14 protein-coding genes and 1 pseudogene are annotated in these 17,404 nt (G+C 67.8%); 8 read left to right on the forward strand and 7 right to left on the reverse strand.

Features of this window, described 5'->3' with window-relative positions:
• Window positions 1–133: 133 nt before the first annotated feature.
• Complete coding sequence (locus tag CUJ89_RS34000) at window positions 134–1,159, forward strand: AraC family transcriptional regulator (protein WP_114182445.1); 1,026 nt, start codon at window positions 134–136, stop codon at window positions 1,157–1,159.
• A gap of 43 nt (window positions 1,160–1,202) precedes the next feature.
• Here CUJ89_RS34000 and CUJ89_RS34005 read toward each other — a convergent pair whose 3' ends face one another.
• The gene (locus CUJ89_RS34005; protein WP_114181851.1) at window positions 1,203–2,216 is read right to left on the reverse strand and encodes a LacI family DNA-binding transcriptional regulator; all 1,014 of its coding nucleotides are present in this window, start codon (window positions 2,214–2,216) and stop codon (window positions 1,203–1,205) included.
• A gap of 235 nt (window positions 2,217–2,451) precedes the next feature.
• On the opposite strand from CUJ89_RS34005, the gene CUJ89_RS34010 reads away from it, so the two are divergent.
• The 6 genes from CUJ89_RS34010 (at window position 2,452) to CUJ89_RS34035 (ending at window position 10,420) form a co-directional block, all read left to right on the forward strand.
• Window positions 2,452–3,606 carry an ABC transporter ATP-binding protein gene (locus CUJ89_RS34010; RefSeq protein WP_114181852.1) on the forward strand — a complete coding sequence of 385 codons (1,155 nt, stop codon included), beginning with the start codon at window positions 2,452–2,454 and terminating at the stop codon, window positions 3,604–3,606.
• 63 nt (window positions 3,607–3,669) lie between these two features.
• A complete protein-coding gene (locus tag CUJ89_RS34015) occupies window positions 3,670–4,908 on the forward strand; it encodes an ABC transporter substrate-binding protein (RefSeq protein ID WP_114181853.1) in 1,239 nt (412 codons plus the stop codon).
• Window positions 4,909–4,987: 79 nt separating this feature from the next.
• Window positions 4,988–5,905 carry a carbohydrate ABC transporter permease gene (locus CUJ89_RS34020; protein WP_114181854.1) on the forward strand — a complete coding sequence of 306 codons (918 nt, stop codon included), beginning with the start codon at window positions 4,988–4,990 and terminating at the stop codon, window positions 5,903–5,905.
• A gap of 324 nt (window positions 5,906–6,229) precedes the next feature.
• Window positions 6,230–7,081, forward strand: a complete 852-nt coding sequence (locus CUJ89_RS34025) for a carbohydrate ABC transporter permease (protein ID WP_114181855.1) — start codon at window positions 6,230–6,232, stop codon at window positions 7,079–7,081.
• Window positions 7,082–7,119: 38 nt separating this feature from the next.
• Complete coding sequence (locus CUJ89_RS34030) at window positions 7,120–9,096, forward strand: beta-galactosidase (protein ID WP_114181856.1); 1,977 nt, start codon at window positions 7,120–7,122, stop codon at window positions 9,094–9,096.
• Between the two features lie 4 nt (window positions 9,097–9,100).
• Window positions 9,101–10,420, forward strand: coding sequence for an MFS transporter (locus CUJ89_RS34035; protein WP_114181857.1), 1,320 nt, complete (start codon window positions 9,101–9,103; stop codon window positions 10,418–10,420).
• 29 nt (window positions 10,421–10,449) lie between these two features.
• Here CUJ89_RS34035 and CUJ89_RS34040 read toward each other — a convergent pair whose 3' ends face one another.
• The 3 genes and pseudogenes from CUJ89_RS34040 to CUJ89_RS34045 form a co-directional block, all read right to left on the reverse strand.
• A complete protein-coding gene (locus CUJ89_RS34040) occupies window positions 10,450–11,613 on the reverse strand; it encodes an arabinogalactan endo-beta-1,4-galactanase (RefSeq protein ID WP_114182446.1) in 1,164 nt (387 codons plus the stop codon).
• 473 nt (window positions 11,614–12,086) lie between these two features.
• A complete protein-coding gene (locus CUJ89_RS38415) occupies window positions 12,087–12,257 on the reverse strand; it encodes a hypothetical protein (RefSeq protein ID WP_201752445.1) in 171 nt (56 codons plus the stop codon).
• Between the two features lie 57 nt (window positions 12,258–12,314).
• Window positions 12,315–12,533 (reverse strand): annotated as a pseudogene (locus CUJ89_RS34045) (DUF72 domain-containing protein); the annotation flags it as partial.
• A gap of 122 nt (window positions 12,534–12,655) precedes the next feature.
• Here CUJ89_RS34045 and CUJ89_RS34050 point away from each other — a divergent pair.
• Window positions 12,656–12,922 carry a substrate-binding domain-containing protein gene (locus CUJ89_RS34050; protein WP_236655131.1) on the forward strand — a complete coding sequence of 89 codons (267 nt, stop codon included), beginning with the start codon at window positions 12,656–12,658 and terminating at the stop codon, window positions 12,920–12,922.
• 73 nt (window positions 12,923–12,995) lie between these two features.
• On the opposite strand, the gene CUJ89_RS34055 is transcribed toward CUJ89_RS34050, so the two are convergent.
• The 3 genes from CUJ89_RS34055 to CUJ89_RS34065 all read right to left on the reverse strand — a co-directional run bounded on the left by CUJ89_RS34055 (window position 12,996) and on the right by CUJ89_RS34065 (window position 17,340).
• A complete protein-coding gene (locus CUJ89_RS34055) occupies window positions 12,996–14,954 on the reverse strand; it encodes a phosphatase PAP2 family protein (protein ID WP_114181859.1) in 1,959 nt (652 codons plus the stop codon).
• Between the two features lie 320 nt (window positions 14,955–15,274).
• On the reverse strand, window positions 15,275–16,747 hold the full coding sequence (locus tag CUJ89_RS34060; RefSeq protein ID WP_114181860.1) for an NAD-dependent succinate-semialdehyde dehydrogenase: 1,473 nt from the start codon (window positions 16,745–16,747) through the stop codon (window positions 15,275–15,277).
• A gap of 101 nt (window positions 16,748–16,848) precedes the next feature.
• The gene (locus tag CUJ89_RS34065; RefSeq protein WP_035975765.1) at window positions 16,849–17,340 is read right to left on the reverse strand and encodes an Lrp/AsnC family transcriptional regulator; all 492 of its coding nucleotides are present in this window, start codon (window positions 17,338–17,340) and stop codon (window positions 16,849–16,851) included.
• Window positions 17,341–17,404: the final 64 nt, after the last annotated feature.

Below are 17,404 nucleotides of genomic sequence, written 5' to 3' on the forward strand. Positions count from 1 at the left end.
GCGCGGGACTTGCGTGTGTGGATGGCCGGACTGTCCGGATACGCCGGGCGCTGTCCGGATCGTGCGACGGATTCCCCGATACCGGGAACGCATGCACGGCGCGAGTGCGATCGAGCATGACGGGAGAACTTCGATGGCGCAATTTTCCGAAACCGGCTGGCTTGCCGACGCCGCCTGTTTCAATCACGACAACCTGATGCTGCAGTCGAACGATGTCGACGAAGTTCGCGCACGCGTCGCCGATGTCTTCAAGCCGCATCGGCTCACGCCGACCGGCGAATCGCGCGCGCTGCACAGCTGCATGCATCATGCGCGCTGGGGCAACCTGTCGCTGAACCTGCTCGATTACGGCGGCGGCGTCAGCATCGAGCCCGGGCCGCTCGAGCATTTCTTCCTGTTGCAGATCCCGCTGCGCGGCGACGCCGAGATCGAATGCGGCTCGACGCGCTTCGTGTCGTCGCCGGGCACCGCGTCGCTGATCTCGCCGACGCTGCCGCTCAAGATGCGGTGGGGCGATGCGTGCCCGCAAGTCATCCTGCGCATCGAGCGCGAGGTGATGGAGCGGCACGCGCAGCGGCATTTCGGCGACGAGCGGCGCGTACCGGTCGAATTCGAGCCGGAATTCAGCCTGTCGTCGCCGCAGGGGACGTGCCTCGCCCAATTGCTGCCGATCCTCGCCGGCGCGATCGCGACGGACGCGCATCCGCTGCGTCACCCGCTCGCGTTCGAGCAGCTCGAATCGACGTTGCTCAACCTGCTGCTGCACGGCCACCCGAACAGCGCGCGCAACGGCACGCGGTACCTGCCGATGGCGCTCGCGCCGTTCTATGTGCGGCGCGCCGAGGAGTACATCCGCGCGCATCTCGACGAACCGCTGACGATCGAACGGCTCGCCGAACTCGCCGGCGTCAGCCCGAGCACGCTGTTCGCGGGCTTCCGGAATCGCCACGGGATCACGCCGATGGGCTTCGTGCGGCAGTTGCGGATGCAACATGTGCGCGAGGAACTGCTGGCCGACGACACGCCGGGGCTCGCGTCGGTGACGGACATCGCGCTGAAATGGGGGTTCGCGCACCTCGGGCGGTTCGCGATCGAGTACAAGCGCGCGTTCGGGGAGTCGCCGTCGGCGACGCTCAGGATGCGGCGCGTGCGGGGGTGAAGGAAACGGCAGGCCCGCATTCAGCGCGCCCGTCCGCCGATCATCAGGCCGGCGCCGTACCGGTCGATTCCCGCACGACGAGCTCAGGCGTACCGATCGTATGCACGGCCGCGGTCGGCTCGATCCCGTCGATCATGTCGAGCGTCAGGGCGATCGCGCGCGCGGCGATCAGTGCGGTCGGGAAACGAACCGTCGTCAGCGCAGGACGGAACTGGTGGGCGAGCTGGATATCGGTCATGCCGACGATCGACAGGTCGGCCGGCACGCGCCGGCCAAGATCGGCCGCCGCCTGCATCGCGCCGATCGCCATCAGGTCGTTGGTCGCGAACAGCGCGGTGAGGTCGGGCTTCGCGCGCAGCAGCGCGGCGGCCGCCTCGTAACCGCCTTCGATCGAGTCGTGCGCCGACACGGTCGTCACCGCGTCCGGCGGATGGCCGCGTGTCGCGAGTTCGTCGGTAAAGCCGCGCAGCCGCATCGACTGCGGGCCGCCCGAACCCTTGCCGACGAGCGCGCCGAACGCGCGATGCCGCAGCCCGGACAGGTGCGCGGCCGCGAGCGCGCCCGCCGCCGCGAAATCGACGGTCACGCAGGGCAGCGCGCGCGACGCGTGCACGTGCTCCCACATGCACAGCACGATCGCCGCACCATGGCGCGCGATGTCGGCGAGTTCGGCCTCGGCGAGGTCGGTGTTCATCACGATCGCGCCGGCCGCAAGCGTGCCGGCGATCCGCTCGAGATAGTTGCGCGTGATCGCCGGGTCGTCGTCGGTATTGGACACCAGCAGGTAATGGCCGCGCTTGCGCGCCTCGCGCTCGGCGGCGAGCACGAACTCCGGATAGAACGGGTTCGTGATGTTCGACAGCATCAGCGCGAGCGTCGACGTGCGGCCCTCGGCGAGCGCACGTGCGGTGAGATTCGGCCGATAGCCGAGCTCGCGAATCGCCGCCATCACGCGTTCGACGGTCGCCAGCTTCACCTTCTGCGGATTCCGCAGCACGTTCGAGACCGTCGCCGCGGTGACGTTCGCGCGTCGCGCGACTTCCGCGAGCGTTACCATGCGCGGCCACCGGCCTGGCGGGCAGCGCCGTGCGGGATGGATGAAGCGGGGGTGTGTTTGCTCATATTCTGGGAGCGCATCCCACAAGTTGCACAGGGGCAGGCGATACGCTAATTTCTCGACACATCACATGAAGGAGACGACATGGTACGGCGAACGAGGCGGATCGCGCCATCGGAATTTAAGCGTTTAAATTTTTCGATTCGACACGCGTGATTCAAGAGAGGAGGGCGCGATGACCGCCATTTCATTGAAGGACGTCTCGAAGCGCTACGGCGACCATGCGCCGGTGCTGCGCGACGTGAACCTCGAGATCGCGTCGCACGAGTTCTGCGTGTTTCTCGGCCCGTCGGGCTGCGGCAAATCCACGCTGTTGCGGATGATTGCCGGGCTCGAGGACGTGAGCGAAGGCGAACTGCGAATCGGCGGCGCGCGCATGAACGACACGCCGCCGGCCGAACGCGGCGTCGCGATGGTGTTCCAGAGCTACGCGCTGTTTCCGCACATGACCGTGTTCGACAACATCGGTTTCGGGCTGCGTATCGCCGGCGTGCCGAAGGACGAAATCCGCCGCCGCGTGACCGAGGCCGCACGCGTGCTGCAGCTCGACGCGCTGCTCGAGCGCAAGCCGAAGGCGCTGTCGGGTGGCCAGCGGCAGCGCGTCGCGATCGGCCGCGCGATCGTGCGCGAGCCGCGCGTGTTCCTGTTCGACGAACCGCTGTCGAATCTCGACGCGACGCTGCGCGGGCAGACGCGTGTCGAGATCGCGCGCCTGCATGCGCGCTTCACGCAATCGAGCTCCGTTTACGTGACGCACGACCAGATCGAGGCGATGACGCTGGCCGACCGGATCGTGTTGCTGCACGCGGGCGACGACGTCGCCCGCTTCGGCAGCATCGCGCAGTCCGGTGCGCCGCTCGAGCTGTATCACCGGCCGGCCAACCGCTTCGTCGCGGGCTTCATCGGCTCGCCGCGGATGAACTTCCTGCCGGCGGTGGTCGTATCGAACGATGCGCACGGATGCCGGCTGCGTCTGGATGGCACGGACGAAGTGCTGACGTTGCACGACCGTCCGTTGCCGTCCGGCGTCGGCCCGGGCGCGCGCATGACGCTCGGCATCCGTCCCGAGCATCTGTCGGCCGGCCCGGCCGGCGACGCCGGGCTGCCCGCGATCGTGCGCGAGGTCGCGCTGGTCGAGCAACTGGGCGAAGCGGCCTACGTGCATCTCGACCAGCCCGGCGGCGTGCCGCTGCTCGCGAAGCTGCCGGGGCAGGCCGCGCTGCGGCGCGGCGAGCGCCATGCGTTTCGCGTGCCGCCGGCGTGCTGCCACCTGTTCGACGAGGCCGGACTCGCATTACCGGCCGTGCGTGCCGAGGCGACCTTCGCCTAGCGGCGCGACGCCGATCCGCCGCGCGCGACGCGGCACCCATCACACCAATACCAGGAGACAACGATGAGATTTCGTGCGAGCCGACTGCTGCTTGCCCTGACGACTGCCGCCGCGTTCGCCGCGGGTACGGCCGACGCGGGCACGCTGAAGGTGAACGTAGCCGCGCGCGGTAACCAGCGCGCAACGTGGCAAGCGGTGTTCGACCAGTTCCACAAGGCGAATCCGGACATCGACCTGAAGGTCAGCTACGTCGGCGAGGAGGCGTACAAGGTGCAGATGTCCGGCTGGCTCGCGACCGATCCGCCCGACGTGCTGAGCTGGAACAACGGAGAACGCCTTGCGTACTTTGCGAAGCGCGGGTTGATCGAGGATCTTGCGCCGGACTGGCAAAAGAACGGCTGGAACGACGCGTATGCCGCCGTGAAGCAGTCGTCGACCTATGGCGGCAAAATCTACAGCCTGCCGCTCGGCTATGACGCGTATGGCCTGTTCTACCGCAAGGATCTGTTCGAGAAGGCAGGCATTCATGGCGAGCCGGCCGACTGGGCGCAGTTTCTCGACGCATGCCGCAAGTTGAAGGCGGCGGGCATTGCGCCGATCGCGGTGGCCGCGCGCGATGCGTGGACGCTTGCCGCGTGGTTCGACTATCTCGACCTGCGGATCAACGGCTACGCATTCCATCAGAAGCTGATGTCGGGCGACGTCGCTTATACCGATCCGCGCGTGCGTGCCGTGTACGCGGCATGGAAGAAGCTGATCGACGACAAGTATTTCATCGACAACGCGCTGTCCTACGATGTCGATTCGCTGAGCCCGTTGATCGTCAACGGTCAGGCCGCGATGACGCTGATGGGCACCTGGTATTCGGCGGGCTTGCTGAGCGCGACGCGCAACCCGATCAGCTTTTTCCGCTTCCCGGTGATCGACGCGTCGGTGCCGCTTGCCGAGGACGGCCCGGTCAACGTGCTGATCATCCCGGCGAAGGCGCACAACAAGACGGATGCCCGGCGCCTGCTCGCGTTCATCGGGCAACCTGCGATCAACGGCGAATTTTCGAAGGGCATGGGGCAGCTGCCGTCGAACAACAAGGCGCCCGAGCCGCAGGACCCGATCTCGAAGATCGGCTTCCACACGCTGGCGACGACGCCGGGCGGCATCGCGCAGTTCTACGACCGCGACATGACGAAGGAAATGGCGGACGAGGGGATGAAGGCGATGCAGCAGTTCCTGTCCGACCCGACGCAGCTCGACGCGATCCTCCAGCGCCTCGAACAGACCCGCAAGCGCATCTACCGGAAGTAGCGCGCCGCTCGACCGGACCGGCCCGGCCGGTCCGGCGCTCCGTCGTCACCGTCATGTTCGTTTCGTCGAAGGTCACATCATGTCAACCAGCCTGTCCGAAGGCGCCGCGCGTCGCGACGCCGGCCCGCAGCGGCCTGCCCGCGCGACGCTCGCGCGCCGACGCAACCGCGCCGCGCTGCTGTTCGTGCTGCCGGGTTTCGCGCTCTTCACCGTGTTCGTGCTGTACCCGATCGTCAGCAGCATCTGGCTGAGCTTTCATCACTGGGACGGGATGACGCCGATGACCTATGCGGGGCTCGACAATTATCGCGAGCTGCTGCAGTCCGACACGTTCTACGTCGCGCTGAAGAACAACCTGGTCTGGCTCCTGCTGTTTCTCGCCGCACCGCCGCTCGGCCTCGCGCTCGCGCTTTACCTGAACCAGAACGTGTTCGGGATCCGGCTCGTCAAGTCGCTGTTCTTCGCGCCGTTCGTGCTGCCGGGCGTCGTCGTCGGCCTCGTGTTCTCGTGGTTCTACGACCCGACGTTCGGGTTGCTCAAGCTGGTCGTCGGGCACGGCATCCCGGTGCTCGGCGATCCGCGCTATGCGACCTACGGCGTGATCGTCGCGGCGCTGTGGCCGCAGATCCCGTTCTGCATGATCCTCTACCTGACCGGGCTCACGGGCATCAACAGCGAAATCGTCGAGGCCGCACGGATGGAAGGCGCGCGCGGCTTCACGCTGCTGTGGCACGTGATCCTGCCGCAGTTGCGCCCCGCCACGTTCATGGCGGTGGTGCTGACCGTGATCGGCGCGCTGCGCAGCTTCGACCTGATCTCGGTGATGACGGGCGGCGGCCCGTTCGACAGCTCGACCGTGCTCGCGTACTTCATGGTCGACCAGGCGATCAAGTACTACCGAGAAGGCTATTCGGCCGCGATCGCGGTGGTGCTGTTCGCGATCATGCTCGTCTATATCGTGTGGCAGCTGCGCAAGCTGGTGCGCGTGGAATCTTAGGGTCTGTTTACATATGGAACGCACAAGCGAATGCCCGAAATCGCTCGTAGGGCAAGAAGTGAGGAGCGCCGTTTGGCCGAGCCAAACGCCCCGAAGGAAGTCCCCTTGGGGGACAAGCGACGAGCGACGCCGCCATACGGGCGATTTCGGGCATTCCCGTGGAATGTATTTTTTAATTTGGGGTTGCCACGAGAACGACCGCTCGCCGCGTTGCGCTCCTTGCGAATACGTCAGTATTCGCGGCGTCACGCGCCTCGCGAGCGGCCGTTCTCGTGGCAACGCTTGTGCGTTCCATATGTAAACAGACCCTAAGGACCGCCATTCATGTACCCGATGCCCGTATCACGCTGGGGACGTTCGTCCCGCTGGCTGTACCGCCTGTCGCTGCCGTGCGCGCTCGTGCTGTGGCTCGTGCCGCTGCTCGCGGTGCTCGTCACGTCCATTCGCTCGACCGACGAGGTGATGGCCGGCAATTACTGGGGCTGGCCGAAGCAGTTCGCGTTCGTCGACAACTACGGCACCGCGCTCACGCAGACGCCGATGCTCCACTACTTCGCGAACAGCCTGCTGATCACGCTGCCGTCGGTCGCCGCATCGATCCTGCTCGCGTCGCTCGCGGGCCATGCGCTCGCGAACTACCGGTTCCGCGGCAACGCCGTGCTGCTCGGGCTGTTCGTCGCCGGCAATTTCGTGCCGATCCAGATCCTGATGATTCCGGTGCGCCAGATCATGCTCGACATCGGCCTCTACAACACCGTGTGGGCGCTCGTGCTGTTCCATACCGCGTTCCAGACCGGGTTCTGCACGCTGTTCCTGCGCAACTTCATCCGCGAGTTGCCGTTCGAGCTGATCGAGGCCGCGCGCGTCGAGGGCGCGTCCGAGTGGGCCATCTACTGGCGCGTCGTGCTGCCGCTCGTGCGGCCGGCGCTCGCGGCGCTCGCGATCCTCGTGTTCACATTCGTGTGGAACGACTACTTCTGGGCGCTGTGCCTCACGCAAGGCGACGATGCGGCACCGATCACCGTCGGCGTCGCCGCGCTCAAGGGGCAGTGGACCACCGCCTGGAACCTCGTGTCGGCCGGTTCGGTGCTCGCCGCGCTGCCGTCGGTCGCGATGTTCTTCGCGATGCAGAAGCACTTCGTCGCAGGGCTCACGTTCGGCGCGACGAAAGGCTGAATCCGTCCACCCCTTCCTCTTCCTGCAAGGAATCCACGATGCACCTCGGCGTTTGCTACTACCCCGAACACTGGCCGCGCGAACAATGGGACCGCGACGCGCGGCGGATGGCCGAACTCGGCCTGACGCACGTGCGGATCGCCGAATTCGCGTGGAGCCGGATGGAGCCGGAGCCCGGCCGCTACGACTGGGCGTGGCTCGACGAAGCGATCGACACGCTCGCGCGCCAGCACCTGAAGATCGTGCTCGGTACGCCGACCGCAGCGCCGCCGAAATGGCTCGTCGACCGTCATCCGGAGATCCTGCCGGTCGGCGCGGACGGCACCGTCCGGCAGTTCGGTTCGCGTCGCCATTACGACATCTCGAGCCCCGTGTATCGCGAACACTGCGTGCGGATCGTCGACGCGATGGCGCGGCGCTACGGCGCGCATCCGGCCGTGATCGCGTGGCAGACCGACAACGAACTCGGCTGCCACAACACGCTGCCGAGCTACACGCACGCGGCGTTGACGGTTTTTCGCGCATGGCTCGCCGCGCGCTACGGCGACGTCGGTGCGCTGAACCGCGCGTGGGGCAACGTGTTCTGGAGCATGGAGTATCGCGGCTTCGACGAGATCGAACTGCCGCACCATACGCCGACCGACGCGAATCCCGCTCACGTGCTCGATTTCCGCCGCTTTCAGTCGGACGAGGTCGCGCGCTTTCATGCGGCACAGGTCGATGCGATCCGCGCGCACGCGCCGGGGCGCGACGTGCTGCACAACTTCATGGGCTTTTTCACCGAGTTCGATCACTACGCGTTCGCGCGCACCGGGACCGGGCTCGATGTCGCCGCGTGGGACAGCTATCCGGTGCCGCGCACCGAAGTGCTGCCGCTCGACGAGCAGGACAAGCATCGCTGGGCCCGCACGGGCCATCCGGACGTGTCGGCGTTCTCGCACGATCTGTATCGCGGCGTCGGCAACGGCCGGATGTGGGTGATGGAGCAGCAGGCGGGGCCCGTCAACTGGGGGCCGCACAACCCGGTGCCGCATGCCGGTGCAGTGCGGCTGTGGACGTGGGAAGCGTTCGCGCACGGCGCGGAACTCGTGTCGTATTTCCGCTGGCGGCAGTATCCGCACGCGCAGGAGCAACTGCATTCGGGCCTCAATGCCCCCGACGACAAGCTGTCAGCGGGCGGACATGAAGTGGCGCGCGTGGCCCGCGAGCTGGCCGCGTTCGACCGCGCGCTTGTCGAGGGCGCGGCCGCTCCAGCGCGCGTCGCGCTGCTGTTCGACTACGAGGCCGACTGGATGATCCGGATCCAGCCGCACGGTGCCGATTTCGACTATCAGCAGCACGCGTTCGACTGGTATCGCGCGCTGCGCGAGCTGGGGCTCGACGTCGACATCGTCGCGGCCGATGCCGACGTGTCGCGTTATGCGCTGGTCGTCGTGCCGACGCTGCCGGTCGTCCCGGATAGCGTCGCCGCGCAGGTCGCGCGCGGGGGTACGCACTGGCTGTTCGGGCCGCGCACGGGTTCGCGCACGGCCGACTTCGCGATCGTGCCGGGCCTTGCGCCCGGCAAGCTGCGAGACGTGCTGCCGATGCGGATCGCGCAAGTCGAATCGCTGCGGCCGTCGCTCGCACCGCGCGTCGCGTTCGACGGTATCGACGGTCACGCGGTGAAATGGCGCGATCACGTCGACATGGACGCGGCGACCGGAATCGACGTGCTCGCGGCGTGCGACGACGGCGTACCCGCGCTGGTGCGGCGCGCGCACGTGACGATGGCGACCGCGTGCTTCGATCGCGCGCTGTTGCGCGCGATCATCGGCCGCTGCGCGCGCGATGCCGGATTGTCCGTGGCGGCGCTGCCCGACGGCCTGAGATTGCGCCGGCGCGGGCGCGTCGTGTTCGCGCTGAATTACGGCGACGCGCCGTGCACGCTGCCCGCGCCGGCCGGCGCGCGATTCGTGCTCGGCGGCCCGGAACTCGGCGCGGTCGACCTGGCCGCATGGGTCGAGCCGGACTGACGCGATGCGATTGCTGCGGTCGCTGCATGCGCATTTCGGCGGCCTGGCCGGGATCGCGCATTTCGTTCCGCTGTCCGCCGCGGCGCTGATGCTCGGCGTCGCGATGTCGTTTACCGCGCCGTACCTGTCGCTGTTCGGCGTCGAGGCGGCCGCGATGTCGCCGTTTCTCGCGGGCGTGTTCATGACGCTGATCGCGGCGAGCGGCGTCGTCGCGAGCGCGTGGGCCGGCCGCTGGTCCGATCGCCGCGACCGGCACCGGCCGCTGCTCGTCGTGTCGCTCGCGGCCGCTGCGCTCGGGTTCGCGCTGCTGTGCGTGCTGCGCGCGCCGGTGCCGGTGATCGCGGCCGGCACGATCCTGCTCGGCGCGGGCGCCGTGTCGCTGTCGCAGATCTTCTCGTTCGCGCGGGCGGTGCTGCCGGTCGACAGCGACGCGCAGCGCGAGCTGGCCTCGGCCGCACTGCGCACGATGTTGTCGGTCGCATGGGTGTTCGGCCCCGCGCTCGGCGCGCTGATCCTCGCGCAGGCGGGCTTCACCGGGCTCTTTCTCGCGGCGGCCGCCGGCTTTGTCGCGTGTGCGGTGATCGTCGCGCGGATTCCGGAACCCGCGCGCCGGCCGGCGGCGGCCGATGCGGACAGGGCAGCCACGACGCGTGCATCCGGCAGCGATCCGGTGCTGCCGGACGAGCACGCGCCGGTCGACGCGGCGCCGGCCGTCGTCGCGCCGCGCGCAGTCGTGCTGCGCACGCTTGCCGCACTCATGCTGATCGGGCTCGCGGCGAACGCGACGATGATCGTGCTGCCGCTGTATATCGTGCGCGGGCTGGGCGGCACACCGACCAACGTGTCGGCCGCGCTCGGCCTCGCCGCGTTGCTCGAGATCCCGATGATGCTGTGGCTCGGCGTCCGTTCGACCCGGCTGAACAAGGCGCGCTGGCTGACGGGGTGCGCGGCCGTGCATGCTGTGTACTTCGCCGGGCTCGCCGCGGTGACGCGCGTCGACGCGATCCTGCCGCTGCAACTGCTGAGCGCGTGCGTGGTCGCGATCACGTCGTGCCTCGGCATGACGCGCGTGTGCGACCTGATGCCGACGCGCCCCGGCACCGCGACCGCGATGTTTTTCAGTACGGCGCGCGTCGGCTCGATCGTGTCGGGTGTGCTGTCGGGCGCGTGCGTCGACCTGTTCGGCTATCGTGCGACGTTCGCGGGCTGCGGCGCGCTCGCACTCGTGGCGCTCGCGCTGCTCGTTCACGATGCGCGCGACCCGCAGGCCGGCGCAACACGCGTGCCGAAGCGGCCGCGCGGCCGCTTCGACGCACCGCACTGACGCGCGGCGCGCGCCAGTGCGGTGGCGGGTCAGCGTCGCCGGTATGCGTCGAGCGACGACAGCGCGTGGCCGTGGAAGTCGAACAGCGTGTTGTTGTCCCACTGATCGCCCGCGCCGAGCTTCCAGCCGACGCCCGGTGTCGGGATCCATTCCGGTTCCCACCAGAACACGCCCGAGCCGCGGTTGCCCGGCACGCCCTTCACGATGTCGACCACGGCCGAGAGGAACTGCGCCTGCCCGGCCGGCGACGGCGGGAAAGCCGTCGATCCGGTGTTCGTCATCGCGTTCGGCTCCGAATCGCCATCGCTCGTGGTCCACGGATACGCGGTTTCCACGACGATCAGCTCCTTGTCGTAGCGCACCGCGAGATCGTTCGCGTTGTTGCGCAAGTCGTCGAGCGCGCCTTGCCATTGCGGGTAGTACGACAGGCCGATCACGTCGAACGCGACGCCGCGCTGCGTCGCGCTGTCGAACCACCAGCGGCTCTTCCCGTTGTCGCCGCCGCTGTCGACGTGCAGCATCACCTTGATGCGCGGATCGACGGCCTTCACCGCGTCGTGGCCCGTCTTCAGCAATTGCGCGAGGTTGTCCCACTGATCGTAGCGACCGAGCGGCCACAGCATGCCGCCCGTGATCTCGTTGCCGATCTGCACCCACTCGGGCCGCACGCCGACGCGTTCGAGCCGGCGCAGCACGTCGGTCGTGTACGCGGACAGCAACGCACAGGTGTCGGCCAGGTTCTTGCCGGCCCACGCATGCGGCGGGTATTGCTTGCCCGGATCGGCCCACCAGTCGCTGTAGTGGAAGTCGATCAGGATGCGCATCCCGAGCGCGGCCGCACGTCGCGCGAGCGCAATGGCGTGCGCCGCATCGTTGTAGCCGGCCGCGGCGCTCTGGTTCGCGGGGAAGAAGTCCGGGTTGCCGGGGTCGTTCCAGACCTTGATGCGGATCGCGTCGACGCCGTGCGCCCGCAGGATCTTCAGGCAGTCGCGCGCGGCGCCGCCGCGGTCGAAGAAGGTTGCGCCATGGGCTTCGAGTTCCGGCAGCGTCGATACGTCGGCACCCATCGCGAACGGGCTCGCCGCCGCGCCGCGCGCGGTGCGTTGCGCGAAGGCCGGCAGCGGGCCGGCCAGGTCGAGGCACGCGAGCGCCGCGGTTGAAACGCTCCAGCGCAACATCGATCGTCTGTTCATCGTCATCCTCCAGTAATGGGCCCGGTCGCTCGACGGATCACGGGCTTCTGAGATTTAAGCGCTTAAATTTTCGACCTCGATACGAGGCCGGATCGAGCGTAGCGCAGTCGCCGTTGCACACGCAAAGAACGCATGCGTTGCCTACTATCTGGCGATGGCGATGGCGATGGCGATGGCGATGACGACGCAAACCGTACGACGTGCACCGGAGCGCATGCGCTTGTCGTTCATGCGTCGAGCGTGCGCCCGGTCGCCGCGATAAACGTTCGTACCGCGCTCAGCCGCGAGGGCGCGCTACGCGCGAACCGCCACACGATACCGGGTCGTCTGCCGATAGGTGTCGCGGCCGAACCGGCGGTGAGGTGGCCGGGCCGGGATGCTGCGGGCGCGGGCGCGGTCGCGATACGCTCTCGGCGTCCGCGCGTGGCGCCTGCCCGCGTGTCCTTGTCTGGCGCGCCGGCAGGCGCATCGCGCTACGAACGGTCGCGATTCCGTGCGCGCGTCGCACCGGTAATGACCGCGATGCCGAACAGAACGACGGCCACGATCGCGATGATGTGCTGCGAGACATGCAGCGTCGTCAATCCCCACGCCACGCCGCCGATGAAAATGATCCATCCGACCAGGTAGATAAGCAGGGTCATCGTTTTTCTCCTTGCGGTTTGGTTTCATAGCGCGGACTGCTGGCGCGCGGCGTGCCGAAACGTGAAACCCGGCGGCGTTTGCTCGTACCCGTGCAGCCAGCTGTCGAAAGCTTGCAAGCTGTAATGCGTACCGTTGATTTCAATCGTTTGCATCCGACCCGATGCGTACCGCAGCTCGGCGGCCTGCTTCAGCCCTTTCGGATCGAAGGTGCCGCGCCAGCCGTCATGGCGCCAGCTCGAGATGCCGATGTGAATTTCGCCTGATTTGCTTGTCACGTCGATGCCCGGAGGTTAGTGGATGCCGTCGCGAGCAGCAAAGTACGTGCCGCCGCGCGGCACGTACTTTGCTTCGGGTGGAGGATCATCAGTTCGGGCCAACGGCGAGCGAAGCCGACACCTTGCCGTTGGTCCGTGCGCTGCGGCGCGAACGGGCCGGCTTGCGCCGCAGCGGCGCGCTCGGGCTGCAGCAGATCAGCGAACTGAAGGTGACGCCCGGCATCGATTTCGCGGGTCCGCTGCCGGCCGACGTGCAGAAGACGAGCATGATTTCGTCCGCGATCGCCGCGCATGCACGGGCAGCCGACGCGTCGCGTGCATTCGTGGCGTTCCTGAAGACCGCGCCGGCCGCGGCCATCCTGCAACGCAGCGGTCTCGATCCGCGGTGACGCGAGCGCCCGGACGGCGCTCGCGACGAGACGTTCGAAGCGGGGAACGTTCCGCCGACGCGCCGCGTGTCGGCTACGCCGCCGACAACGTGATCGACACGCCCGTCGCCGTATAAACGGGCGTCGCCTTGAACCCGTCGACCGTCACCGTCGAGAACTTCGCCGAACCGGCTGCGCCATCGATCAGCGCGATGGTGTCGCCGGCTTTCGGCGCATAGCCGTTCACGAACTTCACGTGCAGCGTGCCGCCCGCGACGGTGAGCGCGCCGCCCACGCGCAGGCGCCCGCCGCCGTTGCCGTCGATGTCGAGTTCGAGCGTCGTATTGTCGAGCTGCGTATAGCGGGTCGCGACCGTCACGGGCGCGCCTGCCGCGATCCGGATGCCGCCGCCGGCGCCGACATACACGTCGCCGTTGCCGAACGCTTTCGCTGACGCGGCAGCGAGCGTGCCGCCGCCGACCTGCGTGCCGCCCGTATAGCTGTTGTTGCCGGCCAGCGTCAGCGTGCCGGTGCCTTGCAGCGTCAGCTTGCCGGCGCCCGCGATGTCGTTGCGCCACAGGTCGGCGGCGTTGAGTCCGCCCTTCGACGCGTCCATCGACACGATCACGTTGCCGTTGAATGCACCGTACCCATCGGCGGCGGCGAACAGGTTCAGGCGGCCCCAGCCTTCCGCATCGTCCATCACAGGGAAGCCGGACGGCAGTTCGGTGGTCTTCAGCACGACGCGCCGCTGGTCGGCGCCCAGATACGGGAAGCGCGTCTGCAGCAGGATCTCGGCGCCCTTCGGCACGACCGGCGGCGCGTCGGTCGATTCGATCGCGCCGAAGCCGAACGTCATGCGCCGCATGAACGCCGCCTTGCTCGTCGCGTAGTTGGCAAACCGGTCCGTCGTGGTCGTGCCCGAGCGCGCGAACGTCGTGAACGTCGCATCGGTGGTGCCGGTGAGCTGCTGCAGCGTCTGGTGCGCCTGGCCATACGCGGCTTGCGCGTCGCCGGTGTACGCGGTCAGGTTGGCCGCGCTGACGGCCAGCGCGAGCATGCGGCCGCCGATCACGTCGAGCGGCGAGTGCATGCCGGCCAGAATCCGGTTCTCGCCCAGTTCGAGGCCGCGGCCGACCATTTCCTGGAATCGCTCCGGCACGAGCCATGCCATCGTCATCGCATCGCGCATCGCTTCGGCTTCGTGGCCGCTGATGAAACCGCCGTCGGTCGCGGGCGTCGTGCTTTCCGCGGGAACGAGCGTCGGCGCGACGACGACGCTCGTGCTCCAGCGATACGGTCGCGCATACTTGTAGAAGCGCTTCGCGGGTTCGGTCGACGCGTTGTTGCCCATCTCGTTGAGCAGGTCGACGACTTTCCCAAAATTCGCGTTGCCGCTGCTGCCGACGCCGACGTTGTTGCCGCTGTCGTTGTACAGGACGGTCGTGGCATCGGCGGGAACGCTGGTGATGCTGGTCGTCTGCTGCGCCGCGGTGCGCCATGCCGTGGTGAGCGGGCCCATGCCGTCGGTCACGCTGTAGCCCTTGCCGCGCCGGTCGTCGTAGTACGCGGCATCCGCCTGCTGCTGCGTGCGCGCGGTCGTCGCGTTGACCACGTACTGCACGTTGGCCGACAGCACCGTGCCGTTCAGGATCGTGCCGCACGGTGTGCCGCTGCCGGGCAGTCCCGAGCAGGTGGACGGCGAGATGGCCGGAAACGCGCCGTTGGCCGGCGCGGTGACGCCCGCATCGACCAGCATGGTCGACGGTTGCCACAGATCGAGGAAGCGGCTCACCACGCGCACGGCGGCGTTCGTCGACAGCGTCGCATAGCGCGCGTCGCCACGCTGGTTGGTCGCGATGTTGTCGACGAAGGCCGCAACGCTCGGCACGGGCGCGCTGTCGACGAAGCCGGGGTCGGCCGGCGGCGCCGGAACTGCCGCAGTTGTCGGGTTAGTCGAGACGACATCGTCGCCGCCGCCGCAGGCAGCCAGTACGATCGCGCTCGACAGGGCTGCGACGTGCAGCGGGAAACGGCTTCGTGATGCAAACATGCAAGACTCCATCCTGATGATCGAAGATGGCGAATTGTGGTGGTCGATCGTGACGCGGCGGTTAAGGATTTGCTTCGATTCGTTTGTGCGCGTGAGCGTGTCTCATCCTCTCGGGATGATGTTTAGTCAGCGTTCCTGAACGGCATGAGCGTTGGAGGAAAAGCGCCGGTCGATGCCGGTACGTTCGTCGCGGGAACGAGCGGGCCGTCGCCGTGTACGGCCGGCCTGCCGTCACCATCGAAACCGGCGTGTCAGTCGGGCACGCCGGTTTCGTCGATGAAGCGCATCGCGTAATGAAATTGAAAGAAACGGGCGCGCGATCAGTCGAGCCCGCCCTGGCACAGGTACTTGATCGACAGGTAGTCGTCGAGGCCGTGGCGCGAACCTTCGCGGCCATAACCCGATTCCTTCACGCCACCGAACGGCGCGGCCTCGCTCGCGAGCGCGCCCTCGTTGATGCCGACGATGCCCGTTTCGAGCCGTGCCGACACGCGCGCGATCCGCCGGACGTCCTGCGTGTAGAAATACGCGGCGAGCCCGAACGGCGTGTCGTTCGCGGCGCTGACGGCTTCGTCCTCGGTGTCGAACGGAAACAGCGCGGCGACCGGCCCGAACGTCTCCTCGCAACCGAGCTGCATGCCGGGAGTCGCATCGGCGAGCACGGTCGGCGCGTAATAGTTCGGCCCCAGTTCGGGCAAGCGCCTGCCGCCCGTCAGTACGCGGGCGCCGCGCTCGACCGCATCGTCGACGTGACGCGCGATCTTGTCGACCGCGCGCGCGTTGATCATCGGGCCGATCTGCGCGGCCGGGTCGGTCGCCGGCGCGACTTTCAACGCACCGACCCGCGCGGCGAGCTTCGCGGCGAATGCGTCGTAGATTCGCGCCTGCACGTACACGCGATTCGGCGACACGCACGTCTGGCCGCCGTTGCGGAACTTGGCGGCCATCAGCCCGTCGACGGCGGCGTCGAGCTCGGCATCGTCGAACACGATGAACGGCGCATTGCCGCCGAGCTCGAGCGACAGCTTCTTGAGCGTCGCGGCCGATTCGCGTGCGAGCAGCTTGCCGACGGGCGTCGATCCCGTGAACGTGATCTTGCGTACGCGGCCGTCGGCGAGCCAGTCGGCCACCGCGTTGATGCCGTGCTCGCGCGATGCGGCGATCATGTTCAGCACGCCGGGCGGCACACCGGCTTCCTGCGCGAGGAACGCCAGCGCGAGTGCCGTGAGCGGCGTGTCTTCGGCCGGCTTCGCGACGACCGTGCAGCCGGCCGCGAGCGCGGGCGCGATCTTGCGCGCGATCATCGCGAGCGGGAAATTCCACGGCGTGATCGCGGCGACGACGCCGATCGGCTCCATGACCGCACTCAGCCGCTTGCCGCGCTGCTGTTGCGGAATCAGGTCGCCGTACGTGCGGGTCGCTTCCTCGGCGAACCACATCACATACGACGCGCCATACGCGACTTCGCCGCGCGCTTCGGCGAGCGGCTTGCCTTGTTCGCGCGACATCAGTTTCGCGAGATCCTCGGTGTGCGCAACGATCGCCGCATGCCACGCCCGCAGGATCGCCGCGCGTTCGCGGGCCGGTGTCGCGCGCCACGCGGGCAGCGCGCGCGCGGCCGCGTCGGTCGCGGCCCGTGCGTCGGCGGCGCCGCTGTCGGGTGCGTCGGCGACGCGCTCGAGCGTTGCCGGATCGGTGACCGTGAAGTGACGGCCGTCGAGCGCGTCGCGCCACGCGCCGTCGATCAGGTTGGCACTGCGAACGAGTTCGGTGCGAGAGAGGGTAAGTGACATGGCAGGTCCTTGGATGAGGGCGGCTCGACGGCGGCCGGCGGACCCGTCGCGACGACGCGCGTATGGCGCGCGGCTGCGCTCGGGGTAGCCGCCGCCGCTCGTCAGTGCCGGTCGCCGAACAGAGACTCGAGCGGATAGTGCCGCTTGACGAACGGCGACTTGATGATCACGTAGCTGAAATACTTCTCGATGCCGATGTTCTGCTCGAGCAGCCCTTCGACGATCGTCTGGTAATGGCTCACGCTGCGCGTGACGAACTTGAGCAGATAGTCGTAGCCGCCGCTCGCGAGATGGCATTCGACGATCTCGTCGACATTGCGGATCGCCGCGACGAACCGGTCGAAGTCCTCGCGCCGGTGGTCGGCCAGCGTGACCTCGGTAAACACCACCTGCACGTCGCCGAGCTTCTCGAGCTGGATGTGCGCGCCGTACCCGGCGATGTAGCCGGCTTTCTCGAGCCGCTTCACGCGGATCAGGCACGGGCTCGGCGACAGTCCGACTGCATCGGCCAGTTCGACGTTGGTCATGCGCCCGCGCTTTTGCAACTGGGAAAGAATGCGCAGGTCGATCCGGTCTAGCTTGCTATCCGTCATGTTCGCGTGAGAAGGCAGAAATGGAATGTCCGGTTACTTTAGAGTCGAACGGTAGCCGCCACAA

This window comes from Burkholderia pyrrocinia (assembly GCF_003330765.1).
In the GTDB taxonomy this organism is placed as follows: domain Bacteria; phylum Pseudomonadota; class Gammaproteobacteria; order Burkholderiales; family Burkholderiaceae; genus Burkholderia; species Burkholderia pyrrocinia_B.